This is a genomic window from Pseudonocardia sp. McavD-2-B (assembly GCF_024124365.1).
GTDB lineage: Bacteria > Actinomycetota > Actinomycetes > Mycobacteriales > Pseudonocardiaceae > Pseudonocardia > Pseudonocardia alni.
The window spans coordinates 1-18,439 of record NZ_JAMXSG010000097.1; the positions used below are offsets into that span (position 1 = coordinate 1).

An 18,439-nucleotide genomic window follows, 5' to 3' on the forward strand; every position below is an offset into this window, starting at 1 on the left:
CGGGCGGGACCCAGGGCGCGCTCGACGCCGACCGGGAGTTCGCCCGGCTGCGGACCGAGGCCGACATCGAGGCCACCGGCGTGCGCATCGACCCGCCCGGCCACGCCGCCTGACCCCGTGACGCCGACGGGCCGGCCCGCGCGAGGCGGACCGGCCCGTTCGTGGGCGCCGTGGGGTCAGGCGAGGTTCTCGATCACCAGCGCCATGCCCTGGCCGCCGCCGACACACATCGTCTCGAGCCCGTAGCGGCCGCCGGTGCTGCGCAGGCCGTTCATCAGGGTCGTCGTGATGCGGGCGCCGGTCATGCCGAACGGGTGGCCCAGCGCGATCGCGCCGCCGTGCACGTTCAGCTTGGCCTCGTCGATGCCCAGGTCGCGGGCGCTGGGCAGCACCTGCGCGGCGAAGGCCTCGTTGATCTCGACCAGGTCGATGTCGTCGATGGTGAGCCCGGCGCGGTGCAGCGCCTGCTGGGAGGCCTCGACCGGGCCGTAGCCCATGATCTCCGGCGACAGCCCGGTGACACCGGTCGAGACGACCCGGGCCAGCGGCGTGACGCCGAGCTGCTCGGCCTTCGTGTCGGACATGATCACCAGTGCGGCGGCGCCGTCGTTGAGCGGGCACGCGTTGCCGGCGGTGATCCGGCCGTCCGGGCGGAAGACGGGCTTGAGCTGCGAGATCTTGTCGTAGGTGGTGCCGGGGCGGGGGCCGTCGTCGGTGTCGACGACCGCGCCGTCGGGCAGCGTCACCGGGGTGATCTCGCGCGCGAAGAAGCCGTCGGCGATGGCCTTCTCCGCACGGTTCTGCGACTGCACCGCGAAGCGGTCCATGTCCTCGCGGGACACGTCCTTGTACCGCGCCAGGTTCTCCGCGGTCTGTCCCATGGAGATGTAGGCGTCCGGCAGGAGGCTCTGGTCGCGCGGGTCGGTCCAGCTCTCGGCGCCCTTCTCCGCGGTCTCGGCGGTGCGGGCCTCGGCGTCGGCGAACAGCGGGTTGTGCGTGTCCGGCCAGGAGTCCGACGTGCCGCGGGAGAAGCGGGAGACGGTCTCGACACCGGCGGAGACGAACACGTCGCCCTCACCGGCCTTGATCGCGTGCAGCGCCATCCGGGTCGTCTGCAGCGACGACGAGCAGTACCGGGTGATGGTGGTGCCGGGCAGCGAGTCGTAGCCGAGCTGGATCGCGACGATCCGGGCCAGGTTGTTGCCCTGCTCCCCACCGGGCAGGCCGCAGCCGAGCATCAGGTCGTCGATCTCGGCCGGGTCCAGCTGCGGGACCTGGCCCAGGGCGGCGCGGACCATCTGCACGGTCAGGTCGTCCGGGCGCATCCCGGCCAGGGAGCCCTTGTTGGCGCGGCCGATCGGGGACCGGGCCGCGGCGACGATCACGGCTTCGGGCATGGGACGTCCTCCTCCATCGCAGGTACCTCTCGACCAGACCGTACTTGTCGGTAACCGATGTTCGGGAGACGGCGTGACGAAACCGTCAGGGGTCCGCGGCATGCTCTGATCCATGACGTCGTGGGGAGACTTCCGGCGGGCCGAGCCCGCGTTCGCCGATCTGTCCGAGCGGATCCTGCGGCGGGGGATCGCGCTCGTGATCGCGACGCTGCGCGCCGACGGCGCACCGCGCGTGTCCGGGATCGAGGTGGTGCTGGACGACGCCGGCGGTGACACCGAGCTCTCCTTCGGGTCGATGCCGGGCGCCCGGAAGGGCTCCGACCTGCGGCGGGACCCGCGGTTCGCGCTGCACGCCGCACCGGCCGACCAGTCCGGCGGGGACCTCGGGGACGGCGACCTGAAGGTGTCGGGCCGGGCGGTGCTGCAGGGCCCGCTGTCCGGGCCGGTCACCGGGGACGCGTTCCGCGTCGATCTCACCGAGGTCGTCTGGACCGGGCTCAACGACGAGCGGAACCGTCTCGTGGTGCGCTGGTGGACCCCCGGTGGCGGGATGCACGAGGTCTTGCGCGAGTGAGCGGTGGGAGGATGCGTGCATGCGCTACGTCGAGCACGTCGTCGATCTGGTCGGGAACACGCCCCTCGTCCGGCTGGGAGCGACGGCCGAGGGCATCGCCCCGCCGGTCCTGGCCAAGGTCGAGTACCTGAACCCCGGTGGATCGGTGAAGGACCGCATCGCCCTGCGGATGGTCGAGGCCGCCGAGGCCTCCGGTGAGCTGCGCCCGGGCGGCACGATCGTCGAGCCGACCTCGGGCAACACCGGGGTCGGGCTGGCGATGGTCGCCCAGCGCAAGGGCTACCAGTGCGTGTTCGTGTGCCCGGACAAGGTCGGGGAGGACAAGCGCAACGTCCTCAAGGCCTACGGCGCCGAGGTCGTGGTGTGCCCGACGGCGGTCGACCCCGAGCACCCCGACTCCTACTACCAGACCTCCGACCGGCTGGTCCGCGAGATCGAGGGCGCCTGGAAGCCCAACCAGTACGCGAACCCGGCCAACCCCGAGTCGCACTACCACTCGACCGGCCCGGAGATCTGGCAGCAGACCGAGGGCCGGATCACCCACTTCGTGGCGGGGATCGGCACCGGCGGCACCATCTCGGGCATCGGGCGGTACCTCAAGGAGAAGTCGAACGGCGCCGTGCGGATCATCGGCGCCGACCCGGAGGGCTCGGTCTACTCCGGCGGCACCGGGCGTCCCTACCTGGTCGAGGGCGTCGGCGAGGACTTCTGGCCGACCACCTACGACCGCGACATCTGCGACGAGATCGTCGCCGTCTCCGACGCCGACTCCTTCGAGATGACCCGCCGCCTCGCCCGCGAGGAGGCGCTGCTCGTCGGCGGTTCCTGTGGGATGGCGACCGTCGCCGCCCTGCGGGTGGCCGCGACGCTGCCCGCGGACGCGGTGGTCGTCGTGCTGCTGCCCGACGGTGGCCGCGGCTACCTCGGCAAGGTCTTCAACGACCGCTGGATGGCCAGCTACGGCTTCCTCCCGCCGTCGCAGGGCGCCACCATCGGCGACGTGCTGCGGCGCAAGGACGGCGCGCTGCCCGCGCTGGTGCACGCCCACCCCAACGAGACCGTCGCCGACGCCGCGCTCTACCTGCGCGAGTTCGGTGTCTCCCAGATGCCGGTGGTCAAGGCGGAGCCGCCGGTCATGGCGGCCGAGGTCGCCGGGTCGGTCAGCGAGCGCGACCTGCTCGACGCGCTGTTCACCGGGCGGGCCAAGCTCTCGGACCGGCTCGAGGACCACATGTCCGAGCCGCTGCCGACCCTCGGCGCCGGCGAGTCGGTGCAGGACGCGATGGAGGCCTTCGCCAAGGCCGACGCCGCGCTGGTGCTGGAGGACGGCAAGCCCGCGGGCGTCGTCACCCGGTCCGACGTGATCGCCTTCCTCGGCGGCAACGCCTGAGCCCGCCCGCACGGGCGCCGGGAGTAGCCTCGGCGTCCATGCAGGGCTTCTCCACGCGCGCGATCCACGCCGGCCAGGTCCCGGACCCGACGACAGGCGCGGTCACGACGTCGATCCACACCAGCTCGACCTACGCCCAGGACGGCGTCGGCGGGACCCGCGGGGGGTACGAGTACTCCCGCAGCGCCAACCCGACCCGGACCGTGCTGCAGGACCAGCTCGCCGCCCTGGAGGGCGGCCGGCACGCGCACGCGTTCGGCTCCGGGATGGGGGCGACGGACACGCTGCTGCGGATCCTGCTCAAGCCCGGTGACCACCTGGTCATCCCGCACGACGCCTACGGCGGCACGTTCCGGCTGGTGGACAAGGTGCTGTCCGGGTTCGGCGTCGAGCACACCCCGGTCGACCTCGCCGACCACGACGCCCTGCGCGCGGCGCTGCGGCCCACGACCAGGGTCGTGTGGTGCGAGACCCCGACCAACCCGCTGCTCGGCATCGCCGACATCGCGGTGCTGGCCGGGGTGGCGCACGAGGCGGGCGCGCGGCTCGTCGTCGACAACACCTTCGCCTCCCCGTACCTGCAGACGCCGCTGGCGCTGGGCGCCGACGTCGTCGTGCACTCCACCACCAAGTACGTCGGCGGCCACTCCGACGTCGTCGGCGGTGCACTGGTCACCGACGACGACGCACTGTCCGAGCAGATCGCGTTCGTCCAGAACTCCACCGGCTCGGTGCCCGGCCCGTTCGACGCGTGGCTGACCCTGCGCGGCGCGAAGACCCTCGCGGTGCGCATGGAGCGCCACTGCGACAACGCCGAGCGCGTCGCCGAGATGCTCTCCGCGCACCCCGCGGTGGCCTCGGTGCTCTACCCGGGCCTGCCCGGGCACCCCGGCCACGAGGTCGCGGCCAAGCAGATGCGCCGGTTCGGCGGGATGGTGTCGTTCCTCGCCGCGGGCGGGCGCGACGCGGCCCTGCGGATCTGCGCGGGCACCCGGCTGTTCACCCTCGCCGAGTCCCTCGGCGGGGTCGAGTCGCTGATCGAGCACCCGGGCGAGATGACCCACGCCTCGACCGCGGGATCGATGCTCGAGGTGCCGGACTCGCTGGTCCGGCTGTCGGTCGGCATCGAGGACGCCGACGACCTTCTCGACGACCTGCGGGCCGCGCTGGACGCGGTCCGGTAGCGCCGCCGGGCGGGCTCAGCTGCGCGACTGCTCCGGCGACGGCGCGGGGGGCTGGACCACCGGCGGCGGTGGGATGACCAGGTCACCCGGGTCCACGCAGCCGCCGACCAGCGACCACGTGCCGTCGCCGCGGGCCTCGTAGCGGCCCGGGTCGGCACAGCCCGCGTCGTGCACGGTCGCCACCGCGAGCGCGGCCAGTCCGGCGGCCAGCAGCAGCGGTGCTGTCGTGCGCAGACGCGTCATTCGCGAGTCCCTCCCGACACCGGGCGCGCAGGAGACGTCACGCCCGGTGAGACATCGGCGAGGTTACCCGGGGCGGTGCGAGACTGCCGGGATGGCCGCCCCCGTCATCCCCCCGGTCACCGCCGACGACGTGCTCTGCGCCCGCGAACTGCTCTCCGGCGTCGTGCGCACCACGCCCGTCGCCGGTGCCCGCGCCCTGTCCGACCTGACCGGCTCCCGGGTCGGTCTGAAGTGCGAGAACCTGCAGCGCACGGGCTCGTTCAAGATCCGCGGTGCCTACACCCGCATCGCCCGCCTCTCCGACGACGAACGTGCAGGTGGCGTCGTCGCGGCGTCGGCGGGCAACCACGCCCAGGGCGTCGCGCTCGCCGCACGGCTGCTGGGCGTGCGCGCCACCGTGTACATGCCCGAGCGGGCGGCCCTGCCCAAGGTCGACGCGACCCGCGGCTACGGCGCCGAGGTCGTGCTCACCGGCCGCACCGTCGACGAGGCCGTCACGGCCGCCACTGCGGCCGCCGAACGGTCGGGTGCGGTGTTCGTGCACCCCTTCGACCACCCCGACATCATCGCCGGGCAGGGCACCGTCGGCTGCGAGATCCTCGACCAGGTCCCCGACGCCGGCACCGTGCTGATCTCCGCGGGCGGTGGTGGCCTGCTCGGCGGGACCGCCGCGGTCCTGCGCGCCGCCCGCCCGGACGTCCGGATCGTCGGGGTGCAGGCCGCGGGTGCCGCGGCCTGGCCGTCGTCGTTGGCGGCCGGCGAGCCGATGCCGGTCGGCGGGATGCGCACGATGGCGGACGGGATCGCCGTCGGCCGCCCGGGTGACGTCACGTTCGCCCAGGTCAGCAGCCTGATCGACGAGATGGTCACGGTGTCGGAGGACGCATTGTCCGCGGCACTGCTGCACTGCCTGGAACGGGCGAAGATGCTCGTCGAGCCGGCCGGTGCCGCGTCCGTCGCCGCGCTGATGGAGCAGCCCGACCGCTGGCCGGGGCCGGTCGTGTGCGTGTTGTCCGGCGGCAACGTCGACCCCCTCGTGCTGCTGCAGGTCATCCGGCACGGGCTGGTCGCCTCGTCCCGCTACCTCACGCTGCACCTGCGGATGCCCGACCGCCCCGGCGCGCTCGCCGAGCTCCTGGCCCGGGTCGGTCGGCTCGGGGCCAACGTCACCGACGTCGCGCACTCGCGGATCAGGGGCGCGCTCGCGGTGGGGGAGGTCGACGTCGAGCTCAGCGTCGAGACGCGGGGGCCCGAGCACCGCGACGCCATCGTCGCCGACCTGCGCGAGGCCGGGCACGCCGTCGCCACGCCCTGACCCGTTCCGACACGCTCCGACCGGCCCCGACACGCGAACGGGCCCGGCCCACCGGCCGGGCCCGTTCCGCGGGTGGTCGTGGGTCAGCCGGTGAAGGCCTCCACCGACACCAGCGTCACCTTCATGGTTCCGCCGTCGGGCAGCTGGTACTCGCGGGTGTCACCCGGCTTCGCGCCGAGCAGCGCCGCGCCGAGCGGGGAGTTCGGGGAGATGACCTGCAGGTCGCCGTGGCTGCCCTCCTCGCGGGAGCCGAGCAGGACCTTCTCGGCCTCGTCGTCGTCCTCGTAGCGGATCTCGAGGACGGTGCCGGGGGAGGCCTCGTCGGAGCTGGACGGCGCGGTGCCGACCTGGGCGGTGCGCAGCAGCTCCTGCAGCTGACGGATCCGGGCCTCCTGCTGACCCTGCTCCTCGCGTGCCGCGTGGTAGCCGCCGTTCTCCTTCAGGTCGCCCTCCTCGCGGCGGGCGTTGATCTCCGCGGCGATGACGGGCCGGTTCTCGATCAACCCGTCCAGCTCGGCCTTCAGCCGGTCGTAGGCGTCCTGGGTCAGCCAGGTGGCCTGGGTGTCCGTCACCGTCATCAACTCCTCCAGGAAAACAGGACGTGTCACCGCCGGAACGCCTGGCGCCCGGCGGGCACACGGGGGTGGCGGCTCCGAGCGGCACGCCCCGAGTAAGGAAAAACACGACCCGCCTGCGGGTCGTGTAGGGCTCACCTTACCACGGAGCGTGCCGCTCATCGCAGCCTTTCGATGAACGGGCGCGCGTACCGGATAGTTCCCCGTCGAGGAATATTCGCAGGTAACGGGGTTGTCGGTGGCCGCACCACCGCCCCGGTCGCGTCGGCGTCAACCGTCCGTCGCAGACGGGTGCCCCGGCGGGAACAGATCGTGCGGGTGACGGCGTTACCGATGCCGGAGCCCGTGCTCGGCGCGGTTCCTGTCGGTCCCCTCTGCCAGGATCGTCCCTGAGCACGACCTCGCCGCCCGCCGCCGGCAGCCGACCGGTGCGGGACCCGAGTCCGGTGACCGTGGAGGAACCCGCCCCGATGGCTACGCAGTACACCCCGTCCGCCCCGCGCCCGGTTCAGCCGCCGGCGCCCGGCGAGCGTCCCCGGTTGATGACGGTGCACGCCCACCCCGACGACGAGTCGTCGAAGGGCGCGGCGACCACCGCCCGGTACGTCGACGAGGGTCACGAGGTCATGGTCGTGACCTGCACCGGTGGTGAGCGGGGCAGCATCCTGAACCCCGCGATGGACCGGCCGGACGTCCTGGAGAACATGACCGCGGTCCGCAACGCCGAGATGGCCCGCGCCGCCGAGATCCTCGGCGTGCAGCACGTCTGGCTGGGCTTCGTCGACTCCGGCCTGCCCGAGGGCGACCCGAAGCCCCCGCTGCCCGAGGGCTGTTTCGCCCTGGGGGACGTCGAGGAGCAGACCGCGGCCCTGGTGAAGGTCATCCGCGAGTTCCGCCCGCACGTGATCGTCACCTACGACGAGAACGGTGGTTACCCGCACCCGGACCACATCCGCACCCACGTCATCTCGATGGCGGCCTGGGAGGCCGCGGGCGACCCGGCACGCTTCCCGGAGGCCGGGGCTCCGTGGCAGCCGATGAAGCTCTACTACGGCCACGGCTTCTCCAAGGCCCGGCTGGAGGCCTTCCACAACGCGATCGTCGAGTCCGGCCAGGAGTCGCCGTACGCGGAGTGGCTGGAGAACTGGAAGAGCGACCGGCCCGACCCCGGCACCCGGGTGACCACCAAGGTCCCGTGCTCGGACTGGTTCGGCCGGCGCGACGACGCGTTGCGTGCACACGCCACTCAGATCGACCCGGACAGCAGATTCTTCTTCACCCCGCTCGAGGTGCAGGCCCGGGTGTGGCCCACCGAGGACTACGAGCTGGTCCAGTCCCTGGTCGACACCGAGGTCCCGGAGGACGACCTGTTCGCCGGCATCCCCGTCGAGGTCGGCGGGGAGCGCCGTCGCGCCGGATGAGGGCACGCGGGCTCCGCGGGTAGCCTGGTCACCGGCCCCTCCCGCAGCTGCGGGGTGGTGCCGGTGATCCGGGAACCGGAGTACGGAGGCGCGTGGCGGTGCAGGTCGAGAACGTGACGGCTGTGGTGAACCAGGTCGTGACGGGCCTGCTCGTCCCGATGCAGGACCGGCCCCCGCCCCCCGGGCAGCTGCCCGAGTTCGGCAACGCGGCCCCCGCCGGGCTGGCGATCGTGCTGCTCCTGCTGCTCGCGACGGTCTTCCTCATCCGCAACATGAGCAAGCGGATCACCCGGCTCCCGGAGTCCTTCGACGGTGAGGACACCGCGGAGGGCGGATCCGACCCGGCCGGCACCGCATCCGGGACCGCGACCGACCGCGGTGAGCCGGGACCGGCCCGCTCCTGAGTCGCCGACCCGTGGAAGCGCCGGGTCAGCGCAGCAGGACCAGCCAGATCGCGACGTGGTGGCAGGCCCAGGCCAACACCGTCGCGGCGTGGAAGAACTCGTGGTAGCCGAATGTCGCGGGCCACGGGTCGGGCCGTCGTAGCGCGTACATGACCGCGCCGATGGTGTAGAGGGCCCCGCCGGCGAGCAGCAGCACGAGCGCGGCCACGCCACCGCCGGCCAGCAGTCCGGGCAGCACGAACACCGCGACCCAGCCGAGCGCGACATAGATCGGCACCCCGACCCAGGCCGGCGCGGTCGGCCAGGCGAGCTTGAGCGCGACCCCGGCGAGCGCCCCGCCCCAGACGACGGCGAGCACCCAGGTGGCCGTCGCCGCGGGGAGCGCCAGCACCGAGACCGGCGTGTAGGTGCCCGCGATGAACAGGAAGATCATCGAGTGGTCGAGGCGCTTCATCAGTCGTCGCCGGGCCGGGTCGACCCAGGTGCGCCGGTGGTAGAGCGCACTGATCCCGAACAGGCCGAACGTGGTCAGCGTGTAGACGGCCGCGGCCGCGGCCGCAGAGGCCCCGACGAGCGCCCCCGCGACACTGACGAGCGCGGCGCACGCGAAGACGGAACCGACGAGGCTCCACAGGTGCAGCCAGCCCCGCATACGGGGCTTGAGCGGGGCGGACGGGGCGATGCTCACGCACCCCGACGTTACGGGTCGCGACGGCAGGGGTCCCGTCCGGCGGACGAACACCACACCCGGGACTAGGCTCCCTGTACGTGGCCCTCCGAGACCTGCTCTACACGGTGTACGAGCGCAGGATCCTGCGTCAGATCGCGGGGGCCGAGCAGCCCAGGCACGTGGCGCTCATCCTCGACGGCAACCGCCGCTGGGCGCGGGAGGCGGGTCTGGCCGACCCCGCGGAGGGGCACCGTGCCGGCGCAGCGAAGATCGCCGAGATGCTCGGCTGGTGCTCCGAGGCCGGCGTCGAGGTCGTCACGGTGTTCCTGCTGTCCACCGACAACCTGGACACCCGCTCCCCGGAGGAGCTCAAGGACCTCCTGGAGATCATCGCCGGGGTCGTCGACGACCTCTCCGGCCCGGACACCCCGTGGCGGCTGCGGGTCGTCGGCGCGATGGAGTTGCTGCCGAGCAGCCTGGCCGACCGGCTGACCGCGGCGGTCGCCCGTACCGGCGACCGCGGGGGCATCCAGCTGAACGTCGCCGTCGGCTACGGCGGCCGCCAGGAGATCGCCGACGCCGTCCGCAAGATGCTGCTGACCCAGGCGGAGGCGGGACGGACGATCGAGGAGCTCGCGGAATCGCTCGACGTCGACCACATCGCGGAGCACCTCTACACCTCCGGACAGCCCGACCCGGACCTCGTCATCCGGACCAGCGGCGAGCAACGGCTGTCGGGGTTCCTGCTGTGGCAGTCGGCCCATTCGGAGTTCTGGTTCTGCGAGGCCTACTGGCCCGAGTTCCGCCGCGTCGATTTCCTACGGGCGTTGCGCGACTTCGGCGCACGGCACCGACGTTTCGGCGGATGAATTCAGATCGACCGTAACTTCCGGCCGGCTCACTCGTTATAGGAGCCCCAGAGACAAGGATCGCGATCCCCGGAAACGGGAAAGGCCCCGGGAGCGGACTCCCGGGGCCTTCCGCGCGTCGGTGACGCGAGGTCTTACTTGCCACCGCCGTGGTGCTTGCCACCGTCGATGTCGACCTTGTCGCCGTTGTCGGCGGCGTTGGTGCAGTCGACGCTGTTGTCCGACTCGACGCCCGACTTGTTGTACGCCTCGCTGAACAGACCGCCCAGGGCACCCTGGACCAGGCTGTTGCCGTTGAGGGCGGTCCCGCAGGCCTGCGGCGAGACGTTGATGTTGTTGTTGGACAGGTTCACCAGGCCGGCGCTGTTCTTCTGCGCGACACCCTCGGAGTCCTCGACGGTCGAGGCCTTGGCCTTGTTGCCGCTGAAGTAGCTCTCGTGGGACTTGGTGTTACCGCTGTCCTTGATGTGGGTGTCGCCACCGTGCTCACCCGCGAACGCGAGCGGGCTCAGCGCGACGAGCGACGCGGCGCCGGCCGCGGCAACGATTCCAGCCTTCTTCAGCACAGTCCGTCTCCTGTTAGTCGGAGAGCGCGCCCGACCAAGGTGCGCAACTCTCAGTACCTGTCGACGCTCGAACCGGGGAGCCCGCATCGACTGCGTGTCAATCTAACGGACGCTTTCGCGCTCGACAATCTGACCCTACGTAATTCTTCGGCGGAGTCGGCGAACCATTCGTGTACCTGGGGATTCGTCGCCGCAATCGCAGCGCGGTCGGCGTGGCGTGCGGGCGTGTCGGCGCTGCGGCGGACGGGGTAGCGGGGTGGGAGCCGTCCGGGGGAGACGTCCGACTGGTGTCGGCGGCACCGGGATCCTGCTGTGCGGCCCGCCGCTCGGGTGGCCACCCCCGACGGCCGGGGCCCCGACGAGGCCCGCGCCGGCCGGGACGGTCGAACCGGGCGGGCCTCGGGAGCGGAACTCGGGGATGGGCCGTGCCGGTGCGGGGCGGAGGTCGGCGGGCCGGCCGGGGGTGCCGTAGGTGCCGGACCGGTGCGGGCGACCCGGTTCGGCCCCGGTCCGGGCGGTGGGGGCTCACATGATCACCGGTTGTGGAGTCGGGCGTCGGCGACGCGGATGTTCCGCTCCACAACCGGTGATCACGGCGGCGTCCGGCATCTCGCGCGAGGTCGTGAGCGCCGGACGTGGCGTGCACGGCCGGGGTGTCGGCGGTCGGCACGGGGGCGGTCGGCCACGAGGGCCGCTGGGTGACCGGAGGCAGCCGGGTGCGAGGCCGCTGGGAAGTCGGGCGACGGGCACGTTGTGACCCGAGGGCCGCGAGGCAGCTGGACGGCAGGCGCGTGCGGGGGCGCTGGGAAGTCGAGCGGCCTCACGCCGGCCGGGCGTGACAGCGGTCGGGCGGCAGGAGGCGCGCCGGGCGCGGGTGTCGCCGAGCCGCAGCACGGCCGCGGGTGCGAGGACGGCCGGGCACGAGGGGAGGTGAGCTACGTGTACGGAGCGTGGTCATGCGCCCAGGGGATCGGAGTGCCGTCCGGCGGCGTCGACACGACGGGGTGAACACGGCCCCGAGGGTCCGGAAAACGGTGACCCGACGGATTCCCGATCACCCGGGAGTGGGCCCGGATCGGAACGCAAGAATGCCCCGGAGCGGAAGCTCCGGGGCATTCTCAGATCTGCGAGGAGATCAGCCGATCGAGTCGCCGGCGCCGGCCTCCTGGCCGCAGTTGTCGGACTGGTCGGTGACCGAGTCGCCGGACTTGGCCTTGGCGTCGCCCAGGATGCCCAGGGCGCCGGTGAGGCCGTTGAGGGCAGAGGCGTCCTCGACCGGGACCTGCACGCCCAGCACGTTGACCGGAACGTTGTTGTTGCAGGCCTGGACCGGCACGTTGACGTTGTTGCCGTTCAGGCCGGCGATGAGGCCCTTGGCGTCCTTGTCGATGACGTTCTCGGCACCGTGGTGGTGGCCGCCCTTGTGGCCGTGGTCGCCGTCCTTGTCGCCGGCGAAGGCGAGCGGGGACAGGGCGAGCAGGGACGCGGCGGAGGCCGCAACCACGATTCCAGCCTTCTTCAGCACAGTTTTCTCCTGTTGAGTCTCGAGTCCGCCCGAAGCCGGTCTCACGCGTGCCGGCACGCTGACGAGGGGGAGCCCGTACCGACTGCAAGAAAGCTACCGCTGTTATTCCGGCGAAACAAATCTCGTGACCCTATCGGGGTACACTTTCACTGACGGTTCCGATACTCCCCAGATAGGTTGTTCCGGTCCCGTGCGACCGAGCTGTCACCGACACGGATCGTGCACTCTGCGTGGTCGGATACGTCCGAACGGACGCGTCACCGGCGGCCCTTACCGTCGTTCCGCACCGGGCCCGCCTACGCTCCGGGGATGGACCTGCTGCACGCGACGGCGGAGCTCGCGTCGCGGGTGGACCGGCTGCGGCCGGGTGTGCTGGACGGGCCGCCGCCGTACCCGTCGATCGCCCGGCGGGTGGCCGCGGAGCCGGTCCAGGACCCGGTGGCGCTGGTCGGCACAGCAGGGAGGCTGCGTGCGGAGGTCGCAGCGGCGGGACTCCCGGGCGGTCGTCGCCGGCACCTGGACGCGCTCCTGGTCGCGCTGCGCTGCCGGGCCCGGCTGCTCGCCGGTGAGGACGTCGGCTACGTCGAGCAGGTCCGCGACCTGTTCGGGGTGCTCCCGCGCCGCAGCGAGCCGGACGAGCTGTACGAGGCGCACCGCAGGCTGGCGGCGGTGCTGCCCGGGCGCGGTCCGCTGGCCGCCCGGATGCGGGACCACCGGGCCGCCGACGTCGTCCCGGTGGAACGGCTGGCCGGTGCGGTCACCGCCGTCGTCGCCGAGCTGCGCCGCCGCACCCACGACATGCTGGGACTCCCGGACGGCGAGCGCGCCGACGTCGACCTCGTCGGCGCCCGGCCCTGGACGGCGTTCACCCGCTACCGCGGCGGCCTGCGCAGTCGGATCTCGGTCGCGACGACGGGCAGGGTGCGGGCCGGGTCGCTGCTGCCGCTGCTCGCCCACGAGGTCTATCCCGGCCACCACCTGCAGTACTGCCGGGCCGAGGTCGCGTCGGAGCGGTACCCGGAGCTGGCCCTGCGGCTGGTCCACAGCCCGCAGGGGCTGGTCGCGGAAGGGGCGGCGGAGGCCGCCGTCGCCGTCGTGCCCGGCCCCGGCTGGGGCGCGGTCGCCGAACGCGTCCTCGCGGGCGCGGGCGTGCACCTCGACGGCCCGGCGGCCGAGCGGATCGAACGGGAGCTGGACCTGCTGGGCCGGGTCCGGCTCGACGCCGCCCTCATGCGTCACGTCGACGGCGCAGGCCCCGACGCGGTGCTCGCCCACCTCGCACGCTGGCTGCTGGTCGACGACGACCGGGCGCGGCGCATGCTCGACTTCCTCGACCATCCCCAGTGGCGCACCTACCCGGTCACCTACGCCGAGGGCGGCCCGCTCGTGCGCGCCCGGCTCGCCACCGCCCCGGAGGGCCCGGCCGCCGCGCTGGCGACGCTGCTCGACACCCCGGTCCTGCCGTCGGATCTGGTCACCGACGGTGGCGCCGCGCACGGTCCGGAACGCGGGGGACCGGCTCCCGCTCCGGTCGGAGTGCTCCGTCCGCCGCGCCTCGGCTGAGCCGAACGGCTCGCCACCGAACGAGGTGCTGTTACCCGATCCGACGTCGGACGGTACCGATCACACGATGAACGGCACGTTACGACTATTCCATCAGGGGTCAACGTAGGGATCCGACGGAGAGTTGCTATTGACCGCACGAGGGTGACCACTAGTAGCGTCCATGACGACGGGCTGTACCCGATGCGGCCCGTTCGGGAGGCCCTGGAGTGGTGTCACACGCACCCGAGAGGGCCGGCACCCGGCCCTTGCGGGCGTGCCGGCCGGAGGACCGCCATGGTCCCTCCGCGTCGTCGCGGCCCGCACCGGGGCCGGCCGGCCCGACGCAGAGCAGGCGCGGTGCCGCGCCTGCGAGGGAGCACCCGTGACCGATCGTCGTCCCGCCCTCACCGACCCGACCTCCGCACCGCAGGGGTCCGTCGGGGACGCACCGGCAGGTACCACCCGCTGCTATGTGCTCGACACGTCCGTGCTGCTGTCCGACCCCTGGTCGCTGCAGCGCTTCGACGAGCACCAGGTCGTCCTGCCGCTCGTCGTCATCAGTGAGCTGGAGGCCAAGCGTCACCACCCCGAACTGGGCTGGTTCGCCCGGACCGCGCTGCGCCAGCTCGACGAGCTGCGCGTCAAGCACGGCCGTCTCGACGCACCCGTGCCGATCGGCGAGTCCGGTGGCACGTTGCACGTCGAGCTGAACCACTCCGATCCCACGGTCCTGCCGGCCGGGTTCCGCACCGATTCGAACGACTCGCGGATCCTGGCCTGTGCGCTGAACCTCAAGGCGGACCCGGCCGCGCCGGCGGACGTCACGCTGGTCACCAAGGACATGCCGTTGCGGGTCAAGGCCGCCGCGGTCGGTCTGGACGCCGACGAGTACCACGGCCAGGACGTGCTGTTCTCGGGCTGGACCGGCATGACCGACCTGGAGGTGACCCCCGAGGACGTCGACGCGTTGTTCCGCGACGGCGTCATCGACCACGACGAGGCCCGCGACCTGCCCTGCAACACGGGGTTGCGGCTGGTGGGAGCGTCGAACGCGCTCGGACGGGTCACCGCGGACAAGCGGGTCAAGCTGGTGCGCGGGGACCGGGAGGCGTTCGGGCTGCACGGCCGTTCCGCCGAGCAGCGGATCGCGCTGGACCTCCTGCTGGACAACGAGGTCGGGATCGTCTCCCTCGGCGGCCGCGCCGGGACGGGCAAGTCGGCGCTCGCGCTGTGCGCCGGCCTGGAGGCGGTGCTGGAACGCCGCCAGCACCGCAAGATCGTCGTCTTCCGGCCGCTCTACGCCGTCGGCGGGCAGGACCTCGGCTACCTGCCCGGCAGCGAGGTCGAGAAGATGCAGCCCTGGGCGCAGGCCGTCTTCGACACCCTGGGCGCGATGGTCAGCCAGGATGTCATCGACGAGGTCATCGCCCGCGGGCTGCTGGAGGTCCTGCCGCTGACCCACATCCGCGGCCGGTCGCTGCACGACACCTTCGTGATCGTCGACGAGGCGCAGTCGCTGGAGCGCAACGTGCTGCTCACCGTGCTGTCCCGGCTCGGGACGGCGTCGCGCGTCGTGCTCACCCACGACGTCGCGCAGCGCGACAACCTGCGCGTCGGGCGGCACGACGGTGTCAACGCCGTCATCGAGAAGCTCAAGGGCCACCCGCTGTTCGCGCACGTCACGCTGACCCGCAGCGAGCGCTCGCCGATCGCCGCGCTGGTCACGGAGATGCTGGAGGGACCGAACTCCTGAGGTGCCGGGCCCGGCCCCCGTCCGCAGCCGCGGACGGGGGTCGTGTGCTCAGTCGAACAGGTCCGGGTCGGTACGGACGACCTCGTCCCACAGCGGCTGGTAGGAGAACCAGCCGGCGTAGGGGGTACCGGTCTGCTCGGCGGTGAACCGCGCGTTGGCGTGGTCGACGAGCGTCGGCGTCCCCGCGGCCTCGGCGAGGAGCTGTGCCTGGCAGTTGCGCTCGGTCGAGATGAACCACCAGGCGGCCTCGGCGACGGTCTCGCCGACGGAGAAGATCCCGTGGTTCTGGTGGAACACCATCTTCCGGCCGGTCAGGCCGCGGGCCAGCGCCCGGCCCGCCTCCGGGTCGAGCACGACCGCGCCCGCCCCCTCGTGGACGACGCCGTGGTTCTCGTAGAGGGCGCAGGCGTCCTGGGTGATGGGGTCCAGCGGGCGGCCCAGCGACGACCACGCCTTGCCGTGCACCGAGTGGGCGTGGGCGGCCGCGACGACGTGCGGGTGCTCGGCGTGCACGGCCGAGTGGATGACGAATCCGGCCTGGTTCACCGGGCGGTTCCCGTGCCGGACCGTGCCGTGGTGGTCGACCATGATCAGGTCCGAGACCCGGATGTGCCGGAAGCTCATGCCGAACGGGTTGACCCAGAACATCTCCGGGTCCTCCGGGTCGCGCACGGTGATGTGGCCGGCGATGCCCTCGCCGAAGCCGAACCGGCCGAAGATCCGGAACGCGCCGGCGAGCTGCTGCTTGCGGTGCAGCCGCTCCTCGGCCGAGGTGGCGAACGTCGGTGGCGTGGGCAGACCGCCGGTACCGCCACCGCCGAGAGCGGCGGTACCGGAGCTGCTGCTGGTGGTGGTGTCCTGCGTGGGGGCGGCCATGACCCGACCGTGCGCCGGATCACGCACCGGGTCAAGCGGTGGGTCAGAGGCCGTGCGGGGTGCCCTCGGTGAACCCGGCGGTGGTCTGCACGCCGACGACGGAGCGCTCGTGCAGCTCGTCGACCGAGCGCGCGCCCGCGTAGGTGCACGCGGAGCGGACGCCCGAACAGATCTCGTCGAGCACGTCCTCCACGCCCGGCCGGTCCGGGTCCAGCCGCTGGCGCGAGGACGAGATGCCCTCCTCGAACAGCGACTTGCGGGCACGGTCGAACGCGTTGTCCCCGCGGGTGCGGGCGCTGACCGCGCGCTTGGACGCCATCCCGAACGACTCCTTGTACGCCCGGCCGTGCTCGTCGCGCAGCAGGTCGCCGGGGGACTCGTAGGTGCCCGCCAGCCAGGAGCCGATCATCACCGAGGCCGCGCCCGCGGCGAGGGCGAGGGCCACGTCGCGCGGGTGGCGCACCCCGCCGTCGGCCCAGACGACGGCGCCGCGCTCGCGGGCTGCGGCGGCGCACTCGGCGACCGCGGAGAATTGCGGGCGCCCGACGCCGGTCATCATCCGGGTCGTGCACATGGCGCCGGGGCCGACGCCGACCTTGACGATGTCGGCGCCCGCGTCGACCAGGTCGGCGACGCCCTCGGCGGTGACCACGTTGCCGGCGGCGACCGGGACCGCGGCCCCGGCCTGGTCGACGACACGGCGGACCGCGCCGAGCGCGTCGAGCATCTTCTCCTGGTGGCCGTGCGCGGTGTCGACGACGAGCACGTCCACACCGGCGTCGAGCAGGGCCTTCGCCTTCACCGCGACGTCGCCGTTGATACCGATCGCGGCCGCGGTGCGCAGCCGGCCCGCGCCGTCGAGGGCGGGGGAGTAGATCCCGGCCCGGATCGCGCCGAGCGGGGTGAGCAGGCCCGCGAGGCGGCCGTCGCCGTCGAGGCCGAGCGCCACCGCCTTCCGACCGGCGTCGAGCCGCTCGAACACCTCCCGCGGCTCGGTGCCCAGCGGCAGCGCCAGGGGGTCCGGGTCGAGGACGTCGGCGAGCCGGGTGAAGCGGTCCACCCCCACGCAGTGCGCCTCGGACACGGTCCCGACCGGGCGGCCGCCGTCGTCGACGACCACGACGGCGTCGTGGGCCCGCTTGGGCAGCAGGTTCAGCGCGTCGGCCACCGCGTCGGAGGTGCGCAGCACCAGCGGGGTGTCCCACACCGGGTGCCGGGACTTGATCCAGGACACGATCCCGGCGACGGCGTCGGTCGCCACGTCCTGCGGCAGCACCGTCAGGGCGCCGCGGCGGGCGAGGGTCTCGGCCATCCGGCGGCCGGCGACGGCGGTCATGTTCGCCGCGACGACCGGCACCGTGGCCCCGGAGCGGTCCGGGGCGGTGAGGTCCACGTCGAACCGGGACGTCACCGTGGAACGGCGCGGGACGAGGAAGACGTCGTCGTAGGTCAGGTCGTGCTCGGGCCGGCGGTCGTCGAGGAAGCGCACGATGTCGGGATGCTACGCCCCGGGGCGTTGTCACGCGTCCGTCATGTGAGGGGAACCGCCGGGCAACCCCGCGTGCCTACCGTCGGGTACATGCCGGTGCCGTCGCCGTCCCACCACGTGCGGGCGTCCGACGCGCGCCGGGTACGGGACCTGCTGCGCATCGCGGTCGCCGGGCGCGCACGGACCGGGGACCTGCTTCCCGGCGAGGACGAGCTGATGGTCGGCCACGGTGTACCGCGCAGCGCCGTCCGTGCCGCGCTGGGGCTGCTCCGCGAGGAGGGGCTGCTGCGGCCCGGGCCGACCGCGCACCGGATCGTCGCCCGCCCGCACTACCCCGGCCGGACCGCCGTCACGGGCACGGGCACCCGGGTCCCGCGCTGGCTCGAACGCACCGGGATCGCCGCGCCCGACGTGCTCGCCGACTGGCTCGGCGTTCCCGTCGGCACACCATGCCTGCGCACCGAGTGCGTCTCGGAGACGGCCGGTGGCGGCGCGGTGCTGGAGACCCACTACCTGGCCACCGAGGCCGCGGCGCTGCTGCTCGCGGTGCCCGGGACCGGCCCGTTCGACCGGCAGCTCGCCGACGCCGGGCTGCGTCCCGCGCGGGCCGGGACACGGTCCGGCCCGGTGCCCGCCGACCCCG

At 73.0% G+C, this 18,439-nt stretch carries 18 protein-coding genes; 10 read left to right on the forward strand and 8 right to left on the reverse strand.

Annotation, left to right across the window (positions count from 1 at the left end):
- Positions 1–176: 176 nt before the first annotated feature.
- Positions 177–1,397: an acetyl-CoA C-acetyltransferase gene (locus tag NH602_RS14660; protein WP_253068097.1), complete on the reverse strand. Its 1,221-nt coding sequence runs from the start codon at positions 1,395–1,397 to the stop codon at positions 177–179.
- 112 nt (positions 1,398–1,509) lie between these two features.
- On the opposite strand from NH602_RS14660, the gene NH602_RS14665 reads away from it, so the two are divergent.
- The 3 genes from NH602_RS14665 to NH602_RS14675 are packed head-to-tail and all read left to right on the forward strand — an operon-like array spanning position 1,510 to position 4,545.
- Complete coding sequence (locus tag NH602_RS14665) at positions 1,510–1,971, forward strand: pyridoxamine 5'-phosphate oxidase family protein (protein ID WP_073577678.1); 462 nt, start codon at positions 1,510–1,512, stop codon at positions 1,969–1,971.
- Between the two features lie 19 nt (positions 1,972–1,990).
- Complete coding sequence (locus tag NH602_RS14670; protein ID WP_179761038.1) at positions 1,991–3,361, forward strand: cystathionine beta-synthase; 1,371 nt, start codon at positions 1,991–1,993, stop codon at positions 3,359–3,361.
- 38 nt (positions 3,362–3,399) lie between these two features.
- A complete protein-coding gene (locus NH602_RS14675; protein WP_253068098.1) occupies positions 3,400–4,545 on the forward strand; it encodes a cystathionine gamma-synthase in 1,146 nt (381 codons plus the stop codon).
- Between the two features lie 15 nt (positions 4,546–4,560).
- Here the strand turns inward: NH602_RS14675 and NH602_RS14680 are convergent, their stop codons facing one another.
- Positions 4,561–4,788 carry a hypothetical protein gene (locus tag NH602_RS14680; protein WP_073577681.1) on the reverse strand — a complete coding sequence of 76 codons (228 nt, stop codon included), beginning with the start codon at positions 4,786–4,788 and terminating at the stop codon, positions 4,561–4,563.
- A 91-nt stretch (positions 4,789–4,879) separates the two neighbouring features.
- On the opposite strand from NH602_RS14680, the gene ilvA reads away from it, so the two are divergent.
- On the forward strand, positions 4,880–6,103 hold the full coding sequence (ilvA, locus tag NH602_RS14685) for a threonine ammonia-lyase (RefSeq protein WP_073577682.1): 1,224 nt from the start codon (positions 4,880–4,882) through the stop codon (positions 6,101–6,103).
- A gap of 83 nt (positions 6,104–6,186) precedes the next feature.
- Here ilvA and greA read toward each other — a convergent pair whose 3' ends face one another.
- The gene (gene greA / locus NH602_RS14690; protein ID WP_174565910.1) at positions 6,187–6,675 is read right to left on the reverse strand and encodes a transcription elongation factor GreA; all 489 of its coding nucleotides are present in this window, start codon (positions 6,673–6,675) and stop codon (positions 6,187–6,189) included.
- A 545-nt stretch (positions 6,676–7,220) separates the two neighbouring features.
- On the opposite strand from greA, the gene mca reads away from it, so the two are divergent.
- The gene (gene mca / locus NH602_RS14695) at positions 7,221–8,099 is read left to right on the forward strand and encodes a mycothiol conjugate amidase Mca (RefSeq protein ID WP_062404173.1); all 879 of its coding nucleotides are present in this window, start codon (positions 7,221–7,223) and stop codon (positions 8,097–8,099) included.
- A 92-nt stretch (positions 8,100–8,191) separates the two neighbouring features.
- Complete coding sequence (locus NH602_RS14700) at positions 8,192–8,503, forward strand: hypothetical protein (RefSeq protein ID WP_083658998.1); 312 nt, start codon at positions 8,192–8,194, stop codon at positions 8,501–8,503.
- Positions 8,504–8,528: 25 nt separating this feature from the next.
- Here the strand turns inward: NH602_RS14700 and NH602_RS14705 are convergent, their stop codons facing one another.
- A complete protein-coding gene (locus NH602_RS14705) occupies positions 8,529–9,155 on the reverse strand; it encodes a hemolysin III family protein (RefSeq protein WP_073577802.1) in 627 nt (208 codons plus the stop codon).
- Positions 9,156–9,271: 116 nt separating this feature from the next.
- On the opposite strand from NH602_RS14705, the gene NH602_RS14710 reads away from it, so the two are divergent.
- Entirely contained in the window at positions 9,272–10,042 is a 771-nt protein-coding gene (locus tag NH602_RS14710; RefSeq protein ID WP_073577684.1) for an isoprenyl transferase, read from the forward strand.
- A gap of 134 nt (positions 10,043–10,176) precedes the next feature.
- Here the strand turns inward: NH602_RS14710 and NH602_RS14715 are convergent, their stop codons facing one another.
- Positions 10,177–10,608, reverse strand: a complete 432-nt coding sequence (locus NH602_RS14715; RefSeq protein WP_073577685.1) for a hypothetical protein — start codon at positions 10,606–10,608, stop codon at positions 10,177–10,179.
- A gap of 1,135 nt (positions 10,609–11,743) precedes the next feature.
- Positions 11,744–12,133: a hypothetical protein gene (locus NH602_RS14720; RefSeq protein WP_073577686.1), complete on the reverse strand. Its 390-nt coding sequence runs from the start codon at positions 12,131–12,133 to the stop codon at positions 11,744–11,746.
- 309 nt (positions 12,134–12,442) lie between these two features.
- On the opposite strand from NH602_RS14720, the gene NH602_RS14725 reads away from it, so the two are divergent.
- Together NH602_RS14725 and NH602_RS14730 are read left to right on the forward strand one after the other, a co-directional pair.
- Positions 12,443–13,696 carry a DUF885 domain-containing protein gene (locus NH602_RS14725; RefSeq protein WP_179761036.1) on the forward strand — a complete coding sequence of 418 codons (1,254 nt, stop codon included), beginning with the start codon at positions 12,443–12,445 and terminating at the stop codon, positions 13,694–13,696.
- Between the two features lie 454 nt (positions 13,697–14,150).
- Positions 14,151–15,431, forward strand: a complete 1,281-nt coding sequence (locus NH602_RS14730) for a PhoH family protein (RefSeq protein WP_062400360.1) — start codon at positions 14,151–14,153, stop codon at positions 15,429–15,431.
- A gap of 48 nt (positions 15,432–15,479) precedes the next feature.
- Here NH602_RS14730 and NH602_RS14735 read toward each other — a convergent pair whose 3' ends face one another.
- On the reverse strand, positions 15,480–16,307 hold the full coding sequence (locus NH602_RS14735; RefSeq protein ID WP_161151958.1) for a class II aldolase/adducin family protein: 828 nt from the start codon (positions 16,305–16,307) through the stop codon (positions 15,480–15,482).
- 43 nt (positions 16,308–16,350) lie between these two features.
- The gene (locus NH602_RS14740; RefSeq protein WP_073577689.1) at positions 16,351–17,796 is read right to left on the reverse strand and encodes a GuaB1 family IMP dehydrogenase-related protein; all 1,446 of its coding nucleotides are present in this window, start codon (positions 17,794–17,796) and stop codon (positions 16,351–16,353) included.
- A gap of 90 nt (positions 17,797–17,886) precedes the next feature.
- Here NH602_RS14740 and NH602_RS14745 point away from each other — a divergent pair.
- A partial coding sequence (locus tag NH602_RS14745; RefSeq protein WP_253068099.1) for a GntR family transcriptional regulator occupies positions 17,887–18,439 on the forward strand: 553 nt, incomplete at its 3' end.

Excerpts from the sequence above, each read along its gene's own strand:
- NH602_RS14660 (WP_253068097.1), bottom strand. The coding sequence starts at position 1,397 with ATGCCCGAAGCCGTGATCGTCGCCGCGGCCCGGTCCCCGATCGGCCGC.
- NH602_RS14665 (WP_073577678.1), top strand. The coding sequence starts at position 1,510 with ATGACGTCGTGGGGAGACTTCCGGCGGGCCGAGCCCGCGTTCGCCGAT.
- NH602_RS14670 (WP_179761038.1), top strand. The coding sequence starts at position 1,991 with ATGCGCTACGTCGAGCACGTCGTCGATCTGGTCGGGAACACGCCCCTC.
- NH602_RS14675 (WP_253068098.1), top strand. The coding sequence starts at position 3,400 with ATGCAGGGCTTCTCCACGCGCGCGATCCACGCCGGCCAGGTCCCGGAC.
- NH602_RS14680 (WP_073577681.1), bottom strand. The coding sequence starts at position 4,788 with ATGACGCGTCTGCGCACGACAGCACCGCTGCTGCTGGCCGCCGGACTG.
- ilvA (WP_073577682.1), top strand. The coding sequence starts at position 4,880 with ATGGCCGCCCCCGTCATCCCCCCGGTCACCGCCGACGACGTGCTCTGC.
- mca (WP_062404173.1), top strand. The coding sequence starts at position 7,221 with ATGACGGTGCACGCCCACCCCGACGACGAGTCGTCGAAGGGCGCGGCG.
- NH602_RS14705 (WP_073577802.1), bottom strand. The coding sequence starts at position 9,155 with ATGCGGGGCTGGCTGCACCTGTGGAGCCTCGTCGGTTCCGTCTTCGCG.
- NH602_RS14725 (WP_179761036.1), top strand. The coding sequence starts at position 12,443 with ATGGACCTGCTGCACGCGACGGCGGAGCTCGCGTCGCGGGTGGACCGG.
- NH602_RS14735 (WP_161151958.1), bottom strand. The coding sequence starts at position 16,307 with ATGGCCGCCCCCACGCAGGACACCACCACCAGCAGCAGCTCCGGTACC.